Here is a 15,175-nt window from a genome sequence, read left to right on the forward strand (position 1 = left end):
CGTGCTGGGCTGCTGGTTCCGTCATGGTGCCCAGACTACAAGCCGCGGCCCGGCAGGTCTGCCCGGCGCGTCAAGGGCGTCCGGCCGGCACCGCCTGGGTGGCGGCGGCCGCGTGCTGCGAGAAGGCGCCCCGGTATCCGGCCGCCGGATGCGTGTCCTCAAGTGTGGCCCGGCGGCCAAAGACCTTCTCCCGCAGCGTGCCGGGAGTGTACTCCGTCTGGGCGAGGCCACGGGCCCGCAGTTCGGGCAGCACACCGTCGATGAAGTCCGTGTAGGAACCGGGGAGGACCTGGTTGATGATGTTCACCCCGTTGATGCCCGCGTCCTGCCAGCGTTCGAGTTCATCGGCGATCTGCTCGGGGGTGCCGGAGATCTGCTGGGCCTTGGCCCGGTAGCGGGCCAGTTCCCCGATGGTCGGCTTGCCGCCGGGCACGGAGGCGATCGCCGCCTCGAGGACCCCGCGGGCGCCCTCGGTCTCCACCTCGCCGAGCGGGGTGTCGTGATCCAGTCCCCCGAGATCGACGCCGATGCCGCCACCGATGTGCGCGATGATCGCATCCAGGTCCAGGTACTCGTCGTACTCCGCCTCCTTGCGGCGCACCTCCTCCTCGGTGCTGCCCACGACGAAGGAGAGCCCGGCGAAGATCTTCACGTCGCCCGGGGCCCGCCCGGCCGCCGCTTCAAGGCCCCGGATCGCCGCTGCCTGCTCGCGCACGTAGTCGGTATGCGGGGCGAACAGGAAGGTGGCCTCCGCGTGGGCGGCGGCGAACGCCTTGCCGCGCGGGGAGCTGCCGGCCTGGAAGAGGAACGGGGTGCGTTGCGGACTCGGGCTGGTCAGGTGCGGGCCCTCGATGGAGTACCGGGTGCCCTCATGGTGGATCTTGTTGATCAACGCGGGGTCGGCGAAGCGCCCGGCCTCCTTGTCGGCCAGCAGGGCACCGTCCTCCCAGGAGCCCTCCCACAGCTTGTAAACCGCGGAGACGTATTCGTCGGCCCAGTCGTAGCGGTCCTCATGGGCGGCCAACCCCTTCGCCCCGAAGTTGCGGTGCGCGTTCTCCAGCACGCTGGTGACGATGTTCCACGCCACCCGCCCACCGGAGAGGTGGTCGAGGGTGGAAAACTGGCGGGCCATCTGGAACGGCTCGGATTGCACGACGGAGCTGGTCAGGGCCAGCCCGATCTCCGAGGTGGTCGCGGCCAGTGCCGAGGCCAGCACCAGCGGGTCGTTGGAGGGGATCTGCAGGCCCTTGTCGACCAGTGATGCCCAGCCGCCCTCGTGGTTCCCGTACAGCCCCACGACGTCGGCAAAGAACATCGCGTCGAACTTGGCGTCCTCGAGCTGGCGGGCCAGGTCGACCCACATCTGCAGTTCGTTGAACCGGTGCTGCTGGGCCTCGGGGTGGCGCCACTGGCCGCCGAGGATGTGGCTGGGCGTGTTCATCAGGAAGGCGCTCAGCAGCAGGCGCGGGCGCTCGGGGGTGCTCATGCGGATTCGGTCCCCTTTGCGGTCGTGGCGGCCTCGCCGATGCTGTTCAGCCCGGTGGGGATGGTGCCGTTGATGTGGAAGTCGCCGACCGCCCGGGCCTTGAAGACCGCCGGGTTGTGGGTGGCGACGGTGCGGGCGTTGCGCCAATGCCGGTCCAGGGACTTCCCCCGGCTGGTGGCGGAGGCACCGGTGACGTCGAACAGTGCGGTGGTGGCCTCGAGGACGAGCGGCGGGACGGCCACATGGGCCTTCTCCACGCCGAGTTCGGCGCGCAGGAAGGCCCCTTCGGCGTCGAGCCCCAGCGCCGGGTCTACTGCGGCGTCCAGGTCGCGGGCCGCGGCGGCGACGATCGCCTCGGCCGAGTAGACCCGCGCGGCGAGGGTACCGACGTGTTCCTGGATCTGCACGTCGTCGCGGAAGAGCCCGCCGGAACCGGTGTTGAAGATCCGGGTGCGGGCGCCGACCAGGGCCGAGGCGTCGCGCAGGGCAGCCCGGCCGATTCCGGCCAGCACGGCGAGCAGCACGAGCTGGAAGAACGCCGGTTCCAGCGTGCTGGTGACCTTGCGGTGGATGATGTTGGCCTCCTCGACCGCCACGTCCTCGAAGACGGCGGTCCCGGTGCCGGTCAGCGGCTGCCCGAATCCGTCCCAGTCGTCGTGGATGGTCACGCCCGCGGCGTCGGCCCGCACGACGGCATACTGCCGGCCCTCGATGCCCTCGGTGCTGGCCATGACGACCACCCAGTCGGCGAAGATGCTCCCGGTGGTGTAGTACTTGGCCCCGTTGAGGCGCCACCCACCGTCGTGCCTGGAGAGCCGCGTCGCGGTGGTGCCCAGGGCGTTGCCGCCGCGTTCGGTGGCCGCGTTGCCGAAGATCTCCCCGGCGAGCACGCGGGGGAACCAGGTGTCGCGGAAGGCCTCCGGCTGCAGGGCGATGGTCTCGACGAAGGCGAAGTGCGAGCGCAGCAGGTGCGAGACGTTGGAATCGGCTTCTGCGAGTTCGATGAGCAGACGGAAGAGGTGCTCGTGCGTGACCGGGTCGCCGCCGTGTTGCGCGGGGACGCGCAGGGTGGTGAAGCCGGCCTCCTTCAGCCAGCCGATCTGCTCGAAAGGCAGGATGTGGTCCTGCTCGCGGGTGACGGTACCGGCGGCGATGCGCTCGAAGACGGGGCGGAAGCGGGCAGCCAGGGCCGCATAACGGGCTTCCGATCCGTCGGGGACGGTGACGGTGGGCGCCGTGGCCGCCGTGGTGGTTTCGCTCATGGTGTTTCCTAACGGACGGGGGTTGGTTCGGGCTGGGAGGGGGCATCGGCGTCGTGCCGTGCATCCAGATCACGCGCTCCGGTTTCCGGGGCGAGCAGCGTGGTGACCAGGGTGATGGCCCCGACGCCGACGAAGTAGGCGATGACCCAGATGGGGCTGCCGCCGCCAACCGCGAGCAGTGCAGTGGCGACCAGTGGGGCCAGTCCCCCGCCGAGGACGGAGCCGATCTGGTAGCCCAACGAGACGCCACTGAACCTGACCCGGGTGTCGAAGAGTTCGGCGAAGAAGGCCGCCTGGGGCCCGTACATGGCGTCGTGCCCGATGTTCATGCCCAGCACGACCGTGAGGACGATGAGCAGGAAGTTGCCGGTGTCCAGCAGCGGGAAGGCCACCAGGGCCACCAGGATGCTGAAGGTCCCGCCGAAGAGGTAGGTGCGGCGGCGGCCGATCCGGTCGGAGACCCAGCCCCAGAACGGGACGGTGACCAGGCCCAGCGCGGAAGCGATGAGGATCGCCTGCAGTCCGGTCTCGCGGCTCGTGCCGCCCTGGGCGAGGTAGGTGAGGATGAAGACGGTGTAGACGTAGTAGAACGCGTTCTGGGCCAGGCGCAGCCCGGTGGTCAGGGCGACCTGGCGCGGGTGGGTGCGCAGCGATTCGACGACGGGGCGGCGCGGGATAGCCCCGGTGCGCACGACCCGCTTGAAGGAGGCGCTGTCCTCGATCTTCAGGCGCACGACGAGCCCGACGGCGACCAGCAGGATGCTGGCCAGGAACGGCAGCCTCCACCCCCAGGCGAGGTAGGCGTCCTCGGGCATGGACGATTCGAGGGCCAGCAGCACGCCGGTGGCCAGCAGCATGCCGGCACTCGGGCCGATCTGGGTGGCGCTGCTGGTCAGCCCGCGTTTGCCCGGGGCCGCATGCTCGACCGTCATCAGGGCGGCTCCGGCCCATTCGGCGCCGTAGCCGATGCCCTGCAGCACGCGCAGCACCAGCAGCAGGGCGGGGGCGATCCAGCCGGCGGTGTCGTGGGTGGGCAGCGCTCCGATGGCCGTCGTGGCCAGGCCGGTGAGCAGCAGGGAGGCGACCAGGACGGTCTTGCGGCCGATCCGGTCGCCGAAGTGCCCGCCGAGCACCCCGCCGATGGGGCGGGCGATGAAGCCGACGGCGTAGGTGGCGAAGGCGGCCATGGTGCCGACGAGCGGGTCGGCCGGTGCGAAGAACAGGGGGCCGAAGACGGTGGCCGCGGCCAGGCCGTAGAGGACGAAGTCGTAGCCCTCGATGGTGGTGCCGACCAGGCTGGCGACGGCGACGCGGGTTCGCATCCGGGTCGGCGGTGGGGTGCTCGGGGTGGTGGATGTGCTCATGTGTTCCTCCTCGGGGTCATCCGGGGAAGAGCCCACCACCGTCCCGACCGCGCGCAGGCGGGCGGGACAGGGGGAAGGCCTCTCCATCGGTCCTGGCGGGAGCACCAGCCCCGAGGGGTGGTTGCTGCGGCGTCAACGAGCCAGGTCTCTCAGCCGCTCTGGATGGTAGGGGAAGGCCGTACGGCGATCCCGGGTCGAGCGGTGGTGTCCTCCCGGATGCGGGGGGACGGGGTGGGTGTTCCTAGCTGGTGGCCAGGTCCGCGGTCGCCAGCTTGTACTGGGCGGCGCGGTGGGTGTCCTTGACCCGGTCACCATCGCCGAAGAGCTTCTGGCGCAGCGTGCCGGGGGCGTATTCGGTGGGGTAGGCGCCGAGTTTCTGCAGTTCGGGGACCACGTATTCCACGACGTCCTCGAACGTGCCGGGGGTGATGGCGTAGGCCAGGTTGAACCCGTCGACGTCGGTGTCCTCGACCCATTCGACGAGCTTGGCCGCGACCTCCGCGCCGCTGCCCACGGTCACGGGGCCGAATCCGCCGACGCCGATCCATTCGGCGAGCTGGCGGATGGTCCACGGCTTGCCGTCGTCGCCGGAGGCCTTCTTGAACGTCTCGACCGACGACTGGATGGCGTTGGACTGCACGTCTTCGCCGATCACGTCGTCGAGGTCGTACTGCGACATGTCGATGCCGGTCCAACCGGAGAGCAGGGCCAGGGCCCCGTCCAGGTCGGTGTAGGAGGCGTAGTCCTCGTACTTGGCCTGCGCCTCCTCGGTGGTGGCACCGGTGATGATGGTCTGCATGGTGTAGATCTTCACGTCATGGCGGTCGCGGCCGGCTGCCTCGACGTTGTCGCGGATCTTCTGCACCGATTCGACCAGCAGTTCCTTGGTGGGGCAGTTGACGAAGACCGATTCGGCGTTCTCCCCGGCGAATGTGAGGCCGCGCTTGGAGGCACCGGCCTGGTAGATGACCGGGGTGCGCTGCACCGACGGTTCGGTGATCGCGATGCCCGGGACCTTGAAGTACTTGCCCTCGTGGCCGATCTCGTGGACCTTGGACGGGTCGGTGTAGACGCCGGATTCACGGTCGCGGACCACGGCGTCATCCTCCCAGGAGCCCTCGAGCAGCTTGTAGACGACCTCGAGGTATTCGTCGGCGTGGTTGTAGCGCTCGTCATGCTCGAGCTGGTCCTCCTGGCCCATGTTGCGGGCCGCCGAGGGCAGGTAGCCGGTGACGACGTTCCAGCCGATGCGGCCGTTCGTCAGGTGGTCCAGCGTGGCCAGGCGGCGGGCGAACGGGTACGGGTGCTCGTACGCGGTGCCTGCGGTGACGCCGAAACCGAGGTTCTCGGTGACCGAAGCCATCGCCGAGACCAGCAGGAAGGGGTCGTTGACCGGGACCTGGGCTCCGGCGGAGAGCGGCACGGAGTTGGTGGAGCCGTAGACGTCGTAGGTGCCCAGCACGTCGGCGATGAAGAGTCCGTCGAACAGCCCCTTCTCGAGCGTCTTGGCCAGTTCGGTCCAATAGCCGAGCTGCTTGTAGCGCCAGGCCTGGTCCTGCGGGTGGCGCCACAGGCCGGGCGACTGGTGGACCACGCAGTTCATGTCGAACGCGTTGAGACGGACGTAGCGGCGTTCCGGTGTGGTGCTCATTGTTCTCCTTCGGGGGTCTTGAGGTCACCGACGGCGCTGAGCTTGCGCGGCGCCGTGGCGTTGACCTCGTAGTCGCCGACGATGCGGGACTTGTACATGGCGGGGTTGTGCGTGGCAACCGTGCGCGCGTTGCGCCAGTGGCGGTCGAGGTTGCAGCGGGTGGAGGTCGAGGAGGCGCCGAGCCCGTCGAAGAGCGCGGTGGCGGCGCCCAGGACGAGCGGCTGGACGGCTGACTGTGCCCGGTTGGCCGCCAGCTCGCAGACCGCGTACTGCTCGGCGGCGCTGAGCCCGGGCTGGCCGATGGCCGTCTCGAGCTCTGCAGTGGCGGCCAGCACGATGGAGTCCACCGCGAAAGTGGTCGCGGAGATCTCCCCGATGACCTGCAGCACCTGCGGCTCGTGCCGGGAGGCCAGGCCGGTGCCGGTGCTGAACGCCCGGGTGCGCAGCTGGGTGTGGGTGCGGGCGTCGGCGAGCACGGCGCGGGCGATCCCGGCCTGGACGGCCAGCAGGACCAGCTGGAAGACTGCCGATTCGGGGTGGATTTCCAGCACTGCCGGATCGAGCAGGGTGTCGACGGGGACGCGGGTGAACCGGGTGGATCCGGTGCCGGTGAGCTGCTGGCCGAACCCGTCCCAATCATCGAAGATCTGCACTGCCGAATGCCTGGTGGAGACCACGGCGACGTGCCGGCCGGGCACCCCCGGTGCGGTGGCTGTGACCGCGACCCAATCGGCGAAGATCGTCCCGGTGCAGTAGTACTTCTCCCCCGTCAGCAGCCACCCGGTCCCGGTCGGCTCGACGACGGTGTTCAGTTGGCCGAGGTCGTTGCCGCCGCGCTCGGTGTAGGCGTTGCCGACGATCTGTCCGGCCACGAAACGGGCGAACCAGCGGGCCTTCACGGAGGCGTCCTCGAGCAGGAGCACGGATTCGACGAACCCGATATGCGAGCGCAGCAGCTGGGCGATCTGCGAATCGGCTTCCGCCAGCTCGATCAGCAGCCGGAAGGAGTCCAGCAACGAGGCTCCGAACCCGCCGGCCTCGCGCGGCACCCGCAGGGCACCGAAGCGTGCCTGGTTCAGCCAGCCCACTTGTTCGATCGGCAGGATCCTGCCGGCGTCGCGGTCTGCGGCACCCTCGGCGATGCGGGCGAACACGGGGCGGAAGATCGCGGCGAGTTCGTCGTAGCGGGCATCGGCGGGTACCCCGGGGGTCAGTTTGAGCAAATGGCGGGGGGCCACGTCCTCGATCGGCACGGCAGACATTGAAGATCACTCCATCGGTTCCGGCGTGAGCACCTTCCTCCCGGGTGAATCGGGAAGGGGTTGCTGCGGCGTCATCGAGCCAGATCTCTCGGCCGCTCTGGATGGTTACTGGTTCCATTGGGCCACACGAAGGCCCCCGATGCCAACCGCACCTCCCCCGTGGCGTCCCGGCGCATGCCCCCGGACGCAGCCGCCCAGCCACCCGCGCGCATCGAACGATGGCGGTGATTTCGGGGTTTTTCGCGATAAATGTTCAACGACAACACCCCCGGCGCGTGCCGGATGAAATATTTCGCAACGCGTCACGGAAGTTGCCCCTCCGGCGGCCGGTGGGCTTCAGTGGAGGGGAACCCATCCCGAGCGGCCGAGAGACGTGGCTCCGTGACGCCGCAGCAACCATGCGGGAAGGCGCAGCACCCCCGGGTGCGGCGGCTTCCGGCACAGGTGCTTCCGCCATGACCGATGGAGCTGATTTCATGCGCACTGCCCCCGCTCAGACAACCGCCACCCCCGACCTGGCCGACGTCGGACCCGACACGGTCTTCGCCACCGAGTCCGAGCGCCTCGACTTCTGGGCCGCCGCCGCCGCCCGGCTCGAGTGGGCCGAACCCTGGCACACCACCCACCGCGCCACCCCCGTAGACCCGCAGGCCCGCCGCGGCCCCGAACTGCGCTGGTTCGAGGGCGGGAAGCTGAACGCCGCCGTGAACTGCGCCGACCGGCACGTCGCCGCCGGCCGCGGCGACAAGGTCGCCCTGCATTTCGAGGGCGAGCCCGGGGACCGCCGCACGGTCACCTACACGGAGCTGACCGAACTCGTCTCCCAGGCCGCCAACGCCCTGACCGCCCTGGGCATCGAAGCAGGCGACCGCGTCGTCATCTACCTGCCGGTGCTCGTGGAGACCATCGTCATCACGCTGGCCTGCGCCCGTATCGGCGCCGTGCACTCGCTGGTCTTCGGCGGCTTCTCCGCCGAGGCGCTGCGGTTCCGGGTCGAGGACACCGGCGCCAAGCTGCTGGTCACCACCGACGGCCAGTTCCGCCGCGGCACCGCGGTCCCGGTGAAGGACAACGCCGACACCGCCGTGGCCGGTGACAACGCGATCGAGCACGTGCTCGTCATCCGCCGCACCGGCTCCGACATCGCCTGGACGCCGGGCCGGGACCTCTGGTGGCACGAGGTCGTCGAAACCCAGCCACGCACCCACGCCGCCGAGGCGTTCGACGCCGAGACGCCGCTGTTCATCATGTACACCTCGGGGACCACCGGAAAGCCCAAGGGCCTGGTGCACACGACCGGCGGCTACCTCACCCAGGCCTCCTGGAGCCACGAGTTCCTCTTCTCCAACCCGGACCCGGCCCGCCGCGACGCCGACGTCCACTGGTGCACCGCCGACCTGGCCTGGGTCACCGCCCACACCTACGAGATCTACGGCCCGCTGTCCAACGGCGTCACGCAGGTCATCTACGAGGGCGTGCCCAACGCCCCGCATCCGGGCCGGCATTTCGAGATCATCGAACGCTACTCCGTGACCAGCTACTACACCGCCCCCACCCTGGTGCGCTCGCTGATGGGCTGGTTCCCCGACGGCATCCCGACCGAGCATGACCTCTCGTCCATCCGCCTGGCCGGCACCGTCGGCGAGGCGGTGAACCCCGAGGCCTGGCGTTGGCTGCGCACCCAGGTCGGCCGCGATTCCCTGGTCCCCGGCGACCCGGACGCCGGCATCCCGATGGTCGACACGTGGTGGCAGTCCGAGACCGGGGCCACGATCCTCTCCCCCCGCCAGTCCGACACCGTCTTCAAGCCCGGCTGCGGCACCCGCGCGCTGCCCGGGGTCTCCACCGACATCGTGGACGACGCCGGTGCCCGGGTCCCGGCGCAGGTCCAGGGCAACATCGTACTCACCTCCACCGGTCCGGCAATGGCGCGCACCGTGTGGGGCAACCCGGAGCGCTACTTCACCAGCTACTGGGAGAAGTACGCGGCCCAGGGCTGGTTTCTGGCCGGTGATGGCGCCAAGTACGACGACGACGGCGACATCTGGATCCTGGGCCGCACCGACGACGCGCTGAACGTCTCGGGACACCTGCTCTCCACGATCGAGATCGAATCCGCCCTGGTCTCCCACCCAGCGGTCGTCGAGGCCGGGGTCTGCCCGACCACCGATGCGAAGACCGGGCAGGCGGCGACGGCGTTCGTCGTGCCCCATGACCGCTCGTTGATCGGGGCCGGGACCGGCGTCGGGTCGAGCCCGGAGCAGCTGGCCGCGGCGGCGGACCTGCGGGCCCATGTGGCATCGCAGATCGGCCCGATCGCCAAGCCGCGCGACATCGTGTTCGTCCCGGATGTGCCCAAGACGCGGTCGGGGAAGATCATGCGCCGGCTGCTGACCCAGCTGTTCGAGGGAACGGCGCTCGGCGACACGACCAGCCTGCAGAACGAACCCTGCATCCCGGAACTGCAGCGGATCTGCTCACCGTCCTCGGCGCAGTAGTAGTGGCCGCGCCACGACTCACCCCTCGGCCGCCAAGATCCGGGTGACCGGTTCGCCCACGAGCGCCGGACTGTTCGCCGGTGTGGACCAGACGCGGGTGCGCAGGATCCGCTCGAATTCGATGGCGGAATCGACGGAGTCGAAGTCGAGGTCGATGGAAACGAAGAACGGATCGTCAACGGGCCGGGAGATGCGTTGTGCACGTACCCCGGCCTGCTCCCGGAGACCGGCGAACCGGTCGAAGGCCTCCTTCCACGTGGCATAGTCGGTGATCGGGTGCTGGATTCTCAGGGTGTTCATGCGTCAAGCGTGTGCGCGATCATCGGTGCGCACCATCCCAACTATGTGGGTACTTCCACCTCACGGGCACCCGGGTATATCCTCGGCGCATGGTGACCAGGGGCTCGGCACCGCAGGTGCTGGCCGTCGTGGCGGACCTGGCGGAGCAGGCCACGGACTCGCGGGAGTTTCGTGCGGCCGTGGTCGACGTGCTGCGCCGGGCATTGGGCTTCGAATGGTACGTCTGGATACTCACCGACCCGGCGACCTCGGTCGGGGTCGACCCCCTCGCGCAGATCCACGACCTGTCCCTGGTCCCCCGGACAATCCGGCTCAAGTACGCCAGTACAGTCAACCGGTGGACCGGACTGGATACGGCAGCCGCCTTGGGCGATCGGGCCGGGGAGAGCGCCTTGTGGCGGGAGGTGCAGCGCGACGCCGGCGTGGCGGACGTCTTGTCCATCGTCTTCCGGGACGGGTACGGCTGCTGGGCGTTCCTGGACTTGTGGTCCCTCCGACGGGTTGAGGCCAGCGACCTGGCCCTCGTTCGGCCACTGGTTCCGATCCTGACCCGTGCACTCCGCCGCCTGCAGGCCTTGACCTTTCGCGACCTCCCCGACGCACGGCGTCCCGTCACCGGGCCGGTGATGTTGTTGCTGGAGCCGGACCTTCGGGTGGTCGGGCAGACCGTTGATTCGGAGGCCTGGCTCGGGATGCTGCTGCCTCGTCTGGACGGCTCCTCTGCGGTCCCCGCCAGCGCGTACAACGTGGGGGCCCAACTCCTCGCCCGGGAGCAGGGAGTCGACTCCAACGCCCCGACGGCCCGGGTCCACCTCTCCGGTGGATTCTGGGCGACCCTGCGCGTATCGCGGGTCCGCTCAGTCGTCGATACGCCGGAAGAACACGATGGCCAGATCGCGGTGATCGCGGAACCGTCGACGTCGACGGACCGACTCGACCTCTTCTCCCGTGCCAACGGCCTGAGCAGGCGCGAAACCGAACTACTCGGGCATGTGGCGCTGGGCGCCGACACACACGAACTCGCCCGGCTGCTGTTCCTGTCCACCTATACGGTCCAAGACCATCTCACGTCGATTTTCGCGAAGACCGGCATGCGTGGCCGGCGGACCCTGCTGGCCCATGCCCTGGGGGTGCAGGCCGGTCCCTAGAAACGTGTCGGGTCCACCGGCGCATGGACCGTCGCGGCGACGGAACGGGCCGACGGGGAGACCGCCGGTCACATGCGTCCGCCGGTTGCAGCCGAGTACTTGCGGATGGCCTCCTCGCGGAGCCGGGTGTACTCGTACTCCTGGGCGGCGGCCCGCTGCCAGTTGACGCGGTAGAACCTGCCGATGTCGCGGAGGATCCGCACGATAGGTTGCTGCCGCAGCAGTCGGCGGGTGACCCGGACGGTGGTGGAGGCTGCTGGTGTGAAAGCGTGGTTTGTCGTCATGGCACCAGCGTCGGCGTCTGACTGATACCGCGCCACGATTCGGCCCAGGCCGAATCGTCGCCACTTGGTCCACCCGGCCCTACGCTGATTCCATGCACATCACGCTCACCTCCGAGGACCTGACCCGGATCCGGTTCGAGTCCTCCCCACTGTGGGAAACGGTGGCCAGCATCCGGGCGCTGCAGCGCCAGCCGGCGATCCACCGGCCATGGATCGAGGCAACACGGAATGCGCTGGCCGCCTCGGAGGAACCGCACAAAACCCGGCACCTCGACATCCTCGCCACCGTGGTGCGCCCCCACGGGTACATGGCCGATGCCCTGACCCCCACGCCCAGCCGGCACGGCTCCTTCGAGGACTCGCTGGCCGACGTCGCCGCCGTGGATCCGGGGATGTGGCAAGACAACCTGGAGTACCTGCGGCGTTTCGACCCGGTGCGGCGCGTCGTGCAGACCGCGGACCTGCTCTTGGACGATCTCGAGGCGGGCATCCCGATGATCATCTCGGCCCTGTCCTGGTACTGGGACCTGGCCATCCGGCCCTGGTGGCCGCGACTGCGCTCCCTGCAGCTCGAGGATATCGACTGGCGGTTGGCCCAGATCTCCCAGCACGGCATCCACGAGGTCTTGAAGTCACTTCACCCCAGCGTGGTCCCGACGGCGACCGGCCTGGACATCATCCGGGATTGCGATGCGGACGAACCTCCTGAACCCGGTTCCGGGCTGATCCTGGTCCCGAATGCGTTCATCTGGCCGGAGACGCTGGTGCTGAACGTCGCCCCGTTCGTCCCCACGTTGACGTATGCCCCGCGCGGCGTCGGCCGGCTCTGGGAAACCGCCACGTCCTGCCCCGACGACCCGCTCGCCAAGCTGCTGGGGCGCACCCGGGCACAGATCCTGGCCCAGCTCGATGTCCCCATGACGACGACGCAGCTCGCCTGTGCGCTGGATCTCGCCCCGGCCACGGTCAGCACCCATCTGAAGGTGATGTCCGAGGGCGGACTGGCCGCCTCGCTGCGGACCGGGCGCGAGGTGTTCTACCGGCGTGCGGACATCGGCGAAAGCCTGCTGGCGGCCCGCTGACCCGACGGCGTCCCGGTCAGATCCTGGACGTCCGGGGCACCCGGGACGTCGCCCGGACCCGGAATCCCCAGCAGGTCGGCGTCGATCTCCACGACCTCCCCATTGAGCACGCGGGGATGGTGCACGCCGAGCAGAGAGCCGGCCACCAGGCGGATCAGGGTGCCGTGGGCGACGACCACGATGTTGGACGCCGAATGCACGGCGACGATCCCGCGCAGCGCCATCAGGGCCCGGGACACCACGCCGGCTTCCGGCTCGGCGGTGGACAGCAGCTCATCCAACTCCGCCCGGCCCATCCCCGCGACGACCCGGCCCTCGCCGTCACCGTAATGACGTTCCTGCAGGTCGGATACCGGGGTGATCGCGTCGAGCCCCAGCGCGCGGCCCACGATGGCCGCAGTTTCCACGGCCTGCCCCAACGGCGAGGAGACCAGCAGGTCCCAGGCGCCGCCGTCGTGCCCCAGGCGTTCCAGGTCCCGAGCCGCACCCTCGGCCTGGGCGCGGCCGGTGTTGTTCAAGGGGATGTCGGTCTGTCCCTGGAGCCGTTGCTCGGCGTTCCAGTCGGTTTCGCCGTGGCGGACCAGTGCAATGCGTGTTCCCATTCTTCCAGCCTACGGGGCGCGGCGACCGCCTTTTCTTCGATCCAGCCTCGGCAGACTGCCACGCTGCGCAACATTCTTTGATGACCGGCGCAGGTTTGCGACCATGGAGGGGACCATCCCGAGCGGCCGAGAGATCTGGCTTGTCGACGCCGCAGCAACCACCGGAAGCCACCGGAGCGGTGCTAACGCCAGAGGCGATGGAGCGCAGCCGCACATCGGTTGCAGGGTTCCCCGGCGGACCGCACCATGGCCGGGATCGGCACCAGCCGGAAACCAACCTCGAAGGAGCCAACGCCTAGATGTCGGATCACCAGTTCGGATTCCGTACGCGCGCACTGCACGCCGGGGGCACCCCCGATGCCGAGCACGGCGCCCGCGCCGTGCCGATCTACCAGTCCACCTCGTTTGTGTTCAAGGACACCGACGACGCCGCGAACCTGTTCGCCCTGCAGAAGTACGGCAACATCTACTCCCGGATCGGCAACCCCACCGTTGCCGCGTTCGAGGAGCGCATCGCCTCGCTGGAAGGCGGGATCGGCGCGGTGGCCACCGCCTCCGGCATGGCCGCCGAGTTCATCACGTTCGCGGCGTTGACGCAGGCCGGGGACCACATCGTGGCCTCGTCCAAGCTCTACGGCGGCACCATCACCCAGCTGGACGTGACGCTGCGCCGCTTCGGCGTGGACACCACGTTCGTGGACAGCAACGAGGCGGCCGACTTCGCCGCGGCGCTCCGCCCGGAGACGAAGGCGCTGTACACGGAGATCGTGGCCAACCCCTCCGGCGACATCGCCGACCTGAAGGGCCTGGCGGCCGTCGCGCACGAGGCTGGCATCCCGCTGATCGTGGACTCCACGCTCACCCCGCCCTACATCTTGCGCCCGATCGAGCACGGCGCCGACATCGTCATCCATTCGGCCACGAAGTTCCTCGGCGGACACGGCACCACGCTCGGCGGCGTTGTCGTCGAATCCGGGCGCTTCAACTGGGGCAACGGGAAGTTCCCGACCATGACCGAGCCCGTCCCCTCCTACGGCAACGTCTCCTGGTGGGGGAACTTCGGCGAGTATGGGTTCCTGACCAAGCTGCGCTCCGAGCAGCTGCGCGACATCGGCCCCTCGCTGCCCGCCCAGTCGGCCTTCCAGCTGCTGCAGGGCGTCGAGACGCTCCCGCAGCGCATGGACGCCCACCTGGCCAACGCGTACCGGGTGGCCGAGTGGCTCGAGGCCGACCCGCGGGTGACCTACGTGAACTTCGCCGGGCTGCCCTCCCACCCCCAGCACGAGCGTGCGAAGGACCTGTTGCCCGGCGGCGTCGGCTCGGTGTTCAGCTTCGGGGTCGCCGGAGGACGCAAGGCCGGCGGACGGTTCATCGAGGCACTGCAGCTGGCCAGCCACCTGGCCAACATCGGCGACGCCCGCACCCTCGTCCTGCACCCGGGATCGACGACCCACCAGCAGCTGTCCGCCGACCAGCTGGCCGCCGCCGGTGTGCCGGAGGACCTGATCCGGCTTTCGATTGGGCTCGAGGACGTCGAGGACATCATCTGGGACCTGGACCAGGCACTGACCGCCTCCCAGCAGGCGCCCGCCACCCCGGCCGAGGATGGAGCCGCCTGCGCGGTCCCGTCAGGTGCCGGCGAGCAGATCGGAGCCGGAAAATGAGCGCGGAAACCACGCAGCGCGGCTGGGTCGGCCCCTCGGCCCCCGAACGGCTGAACATCCTGCGGTCCACGAAGTCGATCGCGATCGTGGGGGCCTCGGACAAGACCGCCCGCGCGTCCTACTTTGTGGCGACCTACCTGAACAGCTCCACGGGCTACGACCTGTACTTCATCAACCCGATCCTCGCGGCGAAGCGTGTCGAGATCCTGGGCCACCCGGTGTACGCCTCATTGGCGGACCTGCCGGTGGCGCCGGATCTGGTCGAGGTCTTCCGCAAGGCCGAGGACACCCCCGGGATCGTCGAGGAGGCCCACCAGGCCGGAGCCCAGACCGTGTGGCTGCAGCTGGGCATCTGGAACGAGGAGGCCGCCGAGCTGGCCGAGTCGTACGGCATGCATGCCATCATGGACCGCTGCGTGAAGATCGAGCATGCGCGCTTCCACGGCGGCCTGCACCTGGCCGGTTTCAACACCGGCGTCGTCTCCTCCAAACGGCAGGTGCTCGCCTAGGTTTCCGGAATCACTGCACGACGGCGGCCCGTCCCCTTCCGGGGTGGCGGGCCGCCGGTCTGC

13 protein-coding genes and 3 riboswitches are annotated in these 15,175 nt (G+C 69.4%); of the genes, 5 read left to right on the plus strand and 8 right to left on the minus strand.

Annotated elements, in window-relative coordinates; translation table 11 throughout:
* Positions 1-70 precede the first annotated feature (70 nt).
* From AC1MEQ_RS10150 to AC1MEQ_RS10170, 5 genes are all read right to left on the minus strand, one after another.
* Positions 71-1,486, minus strand: a complete 1,416-nt coding sequence (locus AC1MEQ_RS10150) for an NtaA/DmoA family FMN-dependent monooxygenase (RefSeq protein ID WP_479790385.1) — start codon at positions 1,484-1,486, stop codon at positions 71-73.
* The gene (locus AC1MEQ_RS10155; protein WP_479790387.1) at positions 1,483-2,748 is read right to left on the minus strand and encodes an acyl-CoA dehydrogenase family protein; all 1,266 of its coding nucleotides are present in this window, start codon (positions 2,746-2,748) and stop codon (positions 1,483-1,485) included. Before AC1MEQ_RS10155 ends, AC1MEQ_RS10150 begins: the two co-directional genes overlap by 4 nt.
* Before the next feature lie 8 nt (positions 2,749-2,756).
* Positions 2,757-4,112 carry an MFS transporter gene (locus AC1MEQ_RS10160; RefSeq protein ID WP_479790388.1) on the minus strand — a complete coding sequence of 452 codons (1,356 nt, stop codon included), beginning with the start codon at positions 4,110-4,112 and terminating at the stop codon, positions 2,757-2,759.
* 80 nt (positions 4,113-4,192) lie between these two features.
* A riboswitch (SAM riboswitch) is annotated at positions 4,193-4,281 on the minus strand.
* 72 nt (positions 4,282-4,353) lie between these two features.
* Positions 4,354-5,763 carry an LLM class flavin-dependent oxidoreductase gene (locus AC1MEQ_RS10165; RefSeq protein WP_479790390.1) on the minus strand — a complete coding sequence of 470 codons (1,410 nt, stop codon included), beginning with the start codon at positions 5,761-5,763 and terminating at the stop codon, positions 4,354-4,356.
* The gene (locus AC1MEQ_RS10170) at positions 5,760-7,025 is read right to left on the minus strand and encodes an acyl-CoA dehydrogenase family protein (protein WP_479790392.1); all 1,266 of its coding nucleotides are present in this window, start codon (positions 7,023-7,025) and stop codon (positions 5,760-5,762) included. The genes AC1MEQ_RS10165 and AC1MEQ_RS10170 overlap by 4 nt, the downstream gene beginning before the upstream one ends.
* 8 nt (positions 7,026-7,033) lie before the next feature.
* Positions 7,034-7,133, minus strand: a riboswitch (SAM riboswitch).
* Positions 7,134-7,501: 368 nt separating this feature from the next.
* Here AC1MEQ_RS10170 and acs point away from each other — a divergent pair.
* Positions 7,502-9,523, plus strand: coding sequence for an acetate--CoA ligase (gene acs / locus AC1MEQ_RS10175; RefSeq protein ID WP_479790394.1), 2,022 nt, complete (start codon positions 7,502-7,504; stop codon positions 9,521-9,523).
* An 18-nt stretch (positions 9,524-9,541) separates the two neighbouring features.
* Here the strand turns inward: acs and AC1MEQ_RS10180 are convergent, their stop codons facing one another.
* Positions 9,542-9,823, minus strand: coding sequence for a hypothetical protein (locus AC1MEQ_RS10180; protein WP_479790396.1), 282 nt, complete (start codon positions 9,821-9,823; stop codon positions 9,542-9,544).
* An 89-nt stretch (positions 9,824-9,912) separates the two neighbouring features.
* Here AC1MEQ_RS10180 and AC1MEQ_RS10185 point away from each other — a divergent pair, with 89 nt between their 5' ends.
* Positions 9,913-10,971 carry a helix-turn-helix transcriptional regulator gene (locus tag AC1MEQ_RS10185; RefSeq protein WP_479790398.1) on the plus strand — a complete coding sequence of 353 codons (1,059 nt, stop codon included), beginning with the start codon at positions 9,913-9,915 and terminating at the stop codon, positions 10,969-10,971.
* Positions 10,972-11,039: 68 nt separating this feature from the next.
* On the opposite strand, the gene AC1MEQ_RS10190 is transcribed toward AC1MEQ_RS10185, so the two are convergent.
* Positions 11,040-11,255, minus strand: a complete 216-nt coding sequence (locus tag AC1MEQ_RS10190; RefSeq protein ID WP_479790400.1) for a hypothetical protein — start codon at positions 11,253-11,255, stop codon at positions 11,040-11,042.
* Positions 11,256-11,347: 92 nt separating this feature from the next.
* Here AC1MEQ_RS10190 and AC1MEQ_RS10195 point away from each other — a divergent pair, with 92 nt between their 5' ends.
* Positions 11,348-12,337: an ArsR/SmtB family transcription factor gene (locus AC1MEQ_RS10195; protein WP_479790402.1), complete on the plus strand. Its 990-nt coding sequence runs from the start codon at positions 11,348-11,350 to the stop codon at positions 12,335-12,337.
* Here AC1MEQ_RS10195 and AC1MEQ_RS10200 read toward each other — a convergent pair.
* Positions 12,292-12,939 carry a histidine phosphatase family protein gene (locus tag AC1MEQ_RS10200; protein ID WP_479790404.1) on the minus strand — a complete coding sequence of 216 codons (648 nt, stop codon included), beginning with the start codon at positions 12,937-12,939 and terminating at the stop codon, positions 12,292-12,294. The genes AC1MEQ_RS10195 and AC1MEQ_RS10200 overlap by 46 nt on opposite strands.
* Before the next feature lie 110 nt (positions 12,940-13,049).
* Positions 13,050-13,143: riboswitch (SAM riboswitch) on the plus strand.
* A 95-nt stretch (positions 13,144-13,238) separates the two neighbouring features.
* On the opposite strand from AC1MEQ_RS10200, the gene AC1MEQ_RS10205 reads away from it, so the two are divergent.
* Both AC1MEQ_RS10205 and AC1MEQ_RS10210 read left to right on the plus strand, forming a co-directional pair.
* Positions 13,239-14,603, plus strand: a complete 1,365-nt coding sequence (locus tag AC1MEQ_RS10205; protein ID WP_479790405.1) for an O-acetylhomoserine aminocarboxypropyltransferase/cysteine synthase family protein — start codon at positions 13,239-13,241, stop codon at positions 14,601-14,603.
* Positions 14,600-15,112, plus strand: a complete 513-nt coding sequence (locus tag AC1MEQ_RS10210; RefSeq protein WP_479790407.1) for a CoA-binding protein — start codon at positions 14,600-14,602, stop codon at positions 15,110-15,112. Before AC1MEQ_RS10205 ends, AC1MEQ_RS10210 begins: the two co-directional genes overlap by 4 nt.
* Positions 15,113-15,175: the final 63 nt, after the last annotated feature.

The organism is Arthrobacter sp. ASL1 (genome assembly GCF_056680475.1).

Bases quoted from the DNA above. Each gene is read 5' to 3' on its own strand.
- AC1MEQ_RS10165 (WP_479790390.1), bottom strand. From the start codon at position 5,763: ATGAGCACCACACCGGAACGCCGCTACGTCCGTCTCAACGCGTTCGAC.
- AC1MEQ_RS10200 (WP_479790404.1), bottom strand. From the start codon at position 12,939: ATGGGAACACGCATTGCACTGGTCCGCCACGGCGAAACCGACTGGAAC.
- AC1MEQ_RS10155 (WP_479790387.1), bottom strand. From the start codon at position 2,748: ATGAGCGAAACCACCACGGCGGCCACGGCGCCCACCGTCACCGTCCCC.
- AC1MEQ_RS10185 (WP_479790398.1), top strand. From the start codon at position 9,913: ATGGTGACCAGGGGCTCGGCACCGCAGGTGCTGGCCGTCGTGGCGGAC.
- AC1MEQ_RS10160 (WP_479790388.1), bottom strand. From the start codon at position 4,112: ATGAGCACATCCACCACCCCGAGCACCCCACCGCCGACCCGGATGCGA.
- AC1MEQ_RS10210 (WP_479790407.1), top strand. From the start codon at position 14,600: ATGAGCGCGGAAACCACGCAGCGCGGCTGGGTCGGCCCCTCGGCCCCC.
- AC1MEQ_RS10170 (WP_479790392.1), bottom strand. From the start codon at position 7,025: ATGTCTGCCGTGCCGATCGAGGACGTGGCCCCCCGCCATTTGCTCAAA.
- AC1MEQ_RS10180 (WP_479790396.1), bottom strand. From the start codon at position 9,823: ATGAACACCCTGAGAATCCAGCACCCGATCACCGACTATGCCACGTGG.
- AC1MEQ_RS10150 (WP_479790385.1), bottom strand. From the start codon at position 1,486: ATGAGCACCCCCGAGCGCCCGCGCCTGCTGCTGAGCGCCTTCCTGATG.
- AC1MEQ_RS10190 (WP_479790400.1), bottom strand. From the start codon at position 11,255: ATGACGACAAACCACGCTTTCACACCAGCAGCCTCCACCACCGTCCGG.
- AC1MEQ_RS10195 (WP_479790402.1), top strand. From the start codon at position 11,348: ATGCACATCACGCTCACCTCCGAGGACCTGACCCGGATCCGGTTCGAG.
- acs (WP_479790394.1), top strand. From the start codon at position 7,502: ATGCGCACTGCCCCCGCTCAGACAACCGCCACCCCCGACCTGGCCGAC.
- AC1MEQ_RS10205 (WP_479790405.1), top strand. From the start codon at position 13,239: ATGTCGGATCACCAGTTCGGATTCCGTACGCGCGCACTGCACGCCGGG.